This window comes from Pseudomonas sp. (assembly GCF_050739655.1).
In the GTDB taxonomy this organism is placed as follows: domain Bacteria; phylum Pseudomonadota; class Gammaproteobacteria; order Pseudomonadales; family Pseudomonadaceae; genus Aquipseudomonas.
On the sequence record NZ_JBOIBY010000184.1, the window covers coordinates 1 to 5,687 of the forward strand.

Genomic DNA, 5,687 nt, shown 5'->3' on the forward strand with positions numbered 1-5,687 from the left:
GCCTGAGCGGTTGTGGCGAAGCCACCGGGCACCGATACACCGGCACCTGCCAGGTTGCTGATCATCTCGCCCAGGGAGGCATTCTTGCCTCCTACATACTCCACGTCATGAGCGCCAAGGCTCTCAAAGGGAACTATATACTCAACCACTTTAAACTCTCCGATAAACGTTGCGGGGCACTTGCGAAGCATCAGGTGTTCGACACTGTCTCAGGCAGTGGTGCCCTTTGCTCTGGATGTCGTACGGCAAGATGAGAGGCCCTTTTTGAATTCATCAAGCCCAGGCAAATGATCACTACCGCCAATAGCCCGGTAGCGGTGATTTCGGAGCGATAAGCGGGGATAAAGAACATGCCGATCAACGCGCCGCTGATGAACAGGATCACTGCCCAGGTCAACCACGGAAACAACCACATCCGAAAATGTAATGGCTCACCGGCAGCCAGGAGTTTCTTGCGCAAGCACAGCTGAGAAACGGCGATGACCAGATAAACGAGGAGTGCCACAGCCCCGGAGGTTGCGAGGAGAAAGGCAAATACACTCTGTGGGGCAAAGTAATTGACGAAAGTCGCCAAAACTCCCAGCACAGTGGTTGATGCCACCGCGGCAAGTGGAACCTTTGCCATGCTGATGCGCTTCAGGAAACGCGGTGCATCTCCCCGCTGGGCCAGTGAATAGAGCATGCGCGATCCGGTGTAGACCTGAGAGTTCATGCAGCTGGCAACTGCCACCAGAACAACGATGTCCATTAAGAGTTTGGCATTGGGGATTTGCATGATCTCCAAGGCGCGCTGGAACGAACCCACTTCGGGCAAGCGAGGGTCGTTCCATGGGACGATAGAAAGAATCATCAAAATGGACAGTAGATAGAAAACGCAGATGCGCCACACCACTGAGTTCGTGGCGCGGGTGATCTGCTGAGCTGGATTTTTCGACTCTGCTGCTGCAATGGTGACCACCTCCGCGCCGATGAAACTGAACATCGTCGTTAACATTGCGCCAACGATTGCTTCAAGACCGTTGGGTGCAAAACCGCCATGTTGGGAGACAAGCTGTTCAAGTCCACTCACTTCTCGGTCGGGTAGTAGACCCAGGAGGGCTGCGGCGCAGAGTGCGATGAAAGCGATGATGGCAATGATTTTCAGCAGTCCGAACCAGAATTCGAACTCGCCATAACGGGCGACACCGAAGAAATTGGAACAGGTCAACAGCAAAATAACTGTCGAGGCAAAGACCCAAGTGTCCACCTGAGGTATCCAGGCATTCAGAATGTTCGCTGCGGCAATAGCTTCCAGCGGAATTGCCAGTACCCAGAACCACCAGTAGAGCCAGCCAATACTGAAGCCCGCCCAGCGGCCGATCGCTCGATCCGCATAGGTTGAAAATGATCCTGTGTCAGGCGATGCAACGGCCATCTCTCCCAGCATTCGCATGACAAGGACTACCAAGGCACCTGTGAAGATGTACGCGAGAAGCGCAGCAGGACCTGCTTTGGCAATTGCATGGCCTGAAAAAACGAACAGGCCAGCGCCGATCACACCGGCTATAGACAGCATGGTGACGTGACGTTGCTTCAAGCCAGACGCCAGTGATGTATTGGACATGGATAGACTCATTGATTGTTTTTGGAGCGTTCTATTCCGTCGATGAGGGGAGTTCGCGCGAATTCTCTTACGAATGTCACCGCAGGGAGTTTCGGTGCAATCCAGAGGGCGGCCTCTCTCGGCATTTGGGTGGTGTACGTTGAAACGCGGAGTGAAGCGTGTGTATTGCTTGTGCCAATCTTAAAAGGAGCTCTCGGGGGCGAGCTTCAGTGCATCAAAGTCTTGATCCAGAAGCTTGCAGAGCGTCTCGACAATGATCTGATGATCCTCCCGATCAGGTAAGCCTGAGACCGTGACAGAACCAATCACACCAGCACCCCGAACAATGATGGGGAATCCTCCCCCCACACTTGCGTATTCCGCTGGTGACAGATGATAGCGCTCAGAAATATCTAGGTTTTCCAAGGCCAGTTGGTGTCTTAGCCGGTAAGAGCTGCGTAAGAAACGCCGAACCGTATTCGCTTTTCTCATAACCCAGCCAAGGTTGTCGGAGGTAACTCCAGGACGGGCAGCGAAAAACACCGGACGATCAAAGCGTCTCACGTCAATCACAAGAGGCCACGATTCGGTCTTAGCTCGCCCATAGATATGTGCGCCCAACTGCCATGCGGTCTCCTCGTCAAAATGTTCGAACTGAAGCATCTCCTCTTGGCGAATCAGTAATGCTAGATCGTCCTTCAGGTTCATCTCGATCTCCCCAGTCAAGCTCATCGTCGACGTACATGAGCATCTATATCCAAACAGCATGAGCTGAAACGTAGCGTGAGTTAAATGCATTTGTTCTAGCGCTAAGTTATGTTTTTGCTCACGTAAATGTGATTTCTTCCCACGATCCAGAGACTCTCTGCAATGGATCCAAAAATGATCCATCTCTCGATTACAAAAGATCATTGGTGAGCTGTTGACAGGTCTTCACTTAATTTTTATTGTGAATACAGACATGCACACATAACGGCATGCATTGCAGCGTTCTACCTTTACTGCCAAAAACAACGATTATCAGTGAGGTCAAAATGGTTCGGCTAATCCCTAGTTCCCTCAAAGCTTTATTTGTTGGCGCCAGTTTGTGCGGTGCCTTGATGGCTCAGTCCGCGGCTCAGGCGGCCGAAGGCTCCATCTGGCAAGATGTGCAAAAGGCAGGAGTGCTTCGCTGTGGTGCCGCCGTGGCCGCCCCATATGTCATGCGGAACGCCAGTTCTGGAGAGTACAGCGGCTATTTCGTCGATCTGTGTCGCGACTTTGGTGAGAAGGTCCTGAAGGTCAAGGTGACCTTTGTTGATACCAACTGGGACAACCTGGTAGCTGGGTTGCAGAGCAACAAATGGGATCTGGCCATGGCTCTCAACCAGACTCCGGAGCGGGCATTGGCAGTCGCTTTCACCGTACCCGCTACCGACTATCAAGTGTCGCTGTTGGTGAACAAGGACAACCCCAAGTTAGCTGACGTCAAGGACGATGTTAGCGCTCTCGACAAGCCTGAAGTAACGTTTGCCGTAATGTCTGGCACTGCGCAAGACAAGGCTATTTCTTCAGTTGTTCGTAACGGCAAAATCATGCGTCTACCGGGCATGGATGAAGCCCGCTTGGCTGTGATGTCCAAGCGTGCTGACGTATTGGTAGACGCCAGCGATACCAATCACCTTTTCGCCCTGGCCAACCCGGATTGGACACGCGAAATTTTGCCTAAACCAGCATTGGCCAAGCAGGGCGTTTCATTCGGCGTGCGTAGAGACATCTCACCGGCAGATCTGCAAGTGCTGAATATTTACCTGACGCAGCGGCGTGAGACTGGCGACATCCAGAAGCTGGTGGACAAAGCTTCGATCGAAGCTAACGCTGAGAAGAAATAAAGCCCACATCCAGACGTGCCTTCTGTCTCTGCGGTCAGACGGCATGTCCCGATTTAAATTGAGCGGAGGTAAGCACAGATGAGTGACGCTACACGCCCCCTCGCCGGGCAAATCATCCTGGTCACAGGTGGTTCTGGAGGTATTGGCGCAGCAATCGTTGAGCAACTTGTCTCGGAAGGTGCTCGTGCACTGATCCATTACAGCCGCGATGAGCAGGGCGCACAGCGTCTGTTGGATCGTATCGGCGGTAAAGGCTGGATCGTTCAGGGAGATCTGAGTAAGGAAACCGGACCAGAGGAACTGTGGAAAGCCGCCTTGGCATTGGCCGGAGGCCGAATTCATGGCCTTATCAATAACGCCGGCATTCGCACTGAGATTCCACTTGAGGCTCCGCCCTCGGAATGGCGAGCCGCGTGGCGCCGAGAGTTTCAGGTGAACTTCTTCGCTGCCGCTGACTTGTCTCGTGAAGCGGTCATGCATTTTCGAACCAACGGTGGTGGACGCATTATTAACATGGCGAGTCGCGCAGCTCAGCGCGGTTATGCCGCTGATGCATTGCCCTACGGAACGAGTAAAGCGGCGTTGATTAACCTCACCAAGTCGCTGGCACGAAGCGTGGCGGGCGAGGGCATTGTCGCTGTAGCGATTGCACCGGGTTGGGTACGCACAGATATGGCAGAGCAATTCGTAGCTCAGCATGGTGAGGCAGCGGCGGTATCTGACATACCGGTCGGGCGCATGGCCAACCCATCTGAAATCGCCGAGTTGGTGGCGTTCACATTACGGCCGTCTCAAGCTTCACTGAATGGTGCGACGTTGGACGTAAATGGCGGAAGCTACATCAGATAAAGCATCCAGGGTACATCCCAGATGCGACTCGAATCTGCCTGCCGGCCACTGCTTTGGTGAGCGGTCGCCAGGCACTTTCAATATTTCCATATGCTCAAATCGAAATTAACTCCCCTCACGTGCCTCTGAGCACCGAAGGCTCGTAAATCCACTAGTGTCAACAAATGCTAGATTTACCAGAGCCTTCAGCTGTTATTAAGTACACAGATCGCTCCGCGTTTAGACCCCGCAGGTGATGGCACTGATGCGAGGAGGCCTCACGGTACATCTGGGTCGACGATGCATTCGGCGTGACTCAAGCGCGTTATCAACAATGGCCGGTCACACTGGGTTCTCAGGTTTATCTCGAGCTGGCTTCTGTAGTTTATTCAACTTTCACGACAACAAAATTTCGCCATTACCCGAACCTACCGCTAACCAATCGGCTGGCCGAAGCATCAGCTCGTCGACCTACAAATCCAGCAGACAGTGCAGCAGGAACTGCTCAGAGCCTACTCTGCGATTAAATTCCGAGCCGGTATTCCTGAATCTTCCTTGCCCATAAAATCGTACATGGCGAAAATTTGATACTACACGTCGAGTTAGGGGGAGCGACGAAACGCTGACGGAGATTATTGTTTTCGCACAAAAGCAGGAAACAATACTCATGCTGCCGTCGACCAAAAGAATAGATTGTCACGTTCATTTTTATACTTCGGAAGATCTTCGGCGGGTGGCCGGCTCGCTGCCTTATACGTTACCTGAGCCGCATCCGCTGACTGCGTATCTGGATAGATTGATCGATACCGGGATTGCATTGACGCTCATCAACAATGTCCATCTAAGTATTCTCCCAGACTCAGAAAACGTGTTCGCTTCCTTTCAGGAACTCAAGAAACTCCAGGCTGCAGACCCTCTGCGTTATGGGGGCGTCAAACTGGTGGGTACGATCAAGGCAGAACCTGCTTACGCTACCCAGGAACGTCTCGCGCATCCGCAGGTGATTGGCGCTCGAATCGTCCTGCACGATGCAAGGCCTGAAACGGTTTCTGCTACAGGCTTCAGCGATGAGTCATGGTTGGCGTTGTATGCCCGCCTGCTGCCGCACCAGCACCTGCATATTTACGCGAAGGAAGCCGAAACCAATCTGCGCGTATTGCGCCAGATTCCTCGCGATGTGCGGGTGATCATCGACCATCTGGGCACTTGCCACCGCGAGCGGGACATTACCGAGCCGGCATACATCGCGCTACTCGCTGAAGCAAGAGAGCGGGGCAATGTGTGGTTCAAGGGCCCTGGCTATCGCACGTCTGTTCATCCCGAAGAAACGGCTCGTTTTGTGACGCATATTGTTCATACAGTCGGCGCGGACAAGTTGCTTCTGGAAGCCACCGATGCCCCTCATG

General features: G+C 53.2%; 6 protein-coding genes. 3 read left to right on the plus strand and 3 right to left on the minus strand.

The window, feature by feature from the left end:
- The 3 genes from ACRESJ_RS09030 to ACRESJ_RS09040 form a co-directional block, all read right to left on the minus strand.
- A partial coding sequence (locus ACRESJ_RS09030) for a PEP/pyruvate-binding domain-containing protein (protein ID WP_431757600.1) occupies positions 1-191 on the minus strand: 191 nt, incomplete at its 3' end.
- The gene (gene gabP / locus ACRESJ_RS09035) at positions 191-1,603 is read right to left on the minus strand and encodes a GABA permease (protein ID WP_431757601.1); all 1,413 of its coding nucleotides are present in this window, start codon (positions 1,601-1,603) and stop codon (positions 191-193) included. The genes gabP and ACRESJ_RS09030, both read right to left, overlap by 1 nt.
- 180 nt (positions 1,604-1,783) lie before the next feature.
- Positions 1,784-2,290, minus strand: a complete 507-nt coding sequence (locus ACRESJ_RS09040) for a heme-degrading domain-containing protein (protein WP_431757602.1) — start codon at positions 2,288-2,290, stop codon at positions 1,784-1,786.
- Positions 2,291-2,682: 392 nt separating this feature from the next.
- Between ACRESJ_RS09040 and ACRESJ_RS09045 the strand changes: the two genes are divergently transcribed.
- The 3 genes from ACRESJ_RS09045 to ACRESJ_RS09055 form a co-directional block, all read left to right on the plus strand.
- On the plus strand, positions 2,683-3,453 hold the full coding sequence (locus ACRESJ_RS09045; RefSeq protein ID WP_431757603.1) for a transporter substrate-binding domain-containing protein: 771 nt from the start codon (positions 2,683-2,685) through the stop codon (positions 3,451-3,453).
- A 78-nt stretch (positions 3,454-3,531) separates the two neighbouring features.
- Positions 3,532-4,302: an SDR family NAD(P)-dependent oxidoreductase gene (locus ACRESJ_RS09050; RefSeq protein ID WP_431757604.1), complete on the plus strand. Its 771-nt coding sequence runs from the start codon at positions 3,532-3,534 to the stop codon at positions 4,300-4,302.
- Between the two features lie 646 nt (positions 4,303-4,948).
- Positions 4,949-5,687 (plus strand): amidohydrolase family protein (locus ACRESJ_RS09055; RefSeq protein WP_431757605.1); only part of this gene is annotated, 739 nt, incomplete at its 3' end.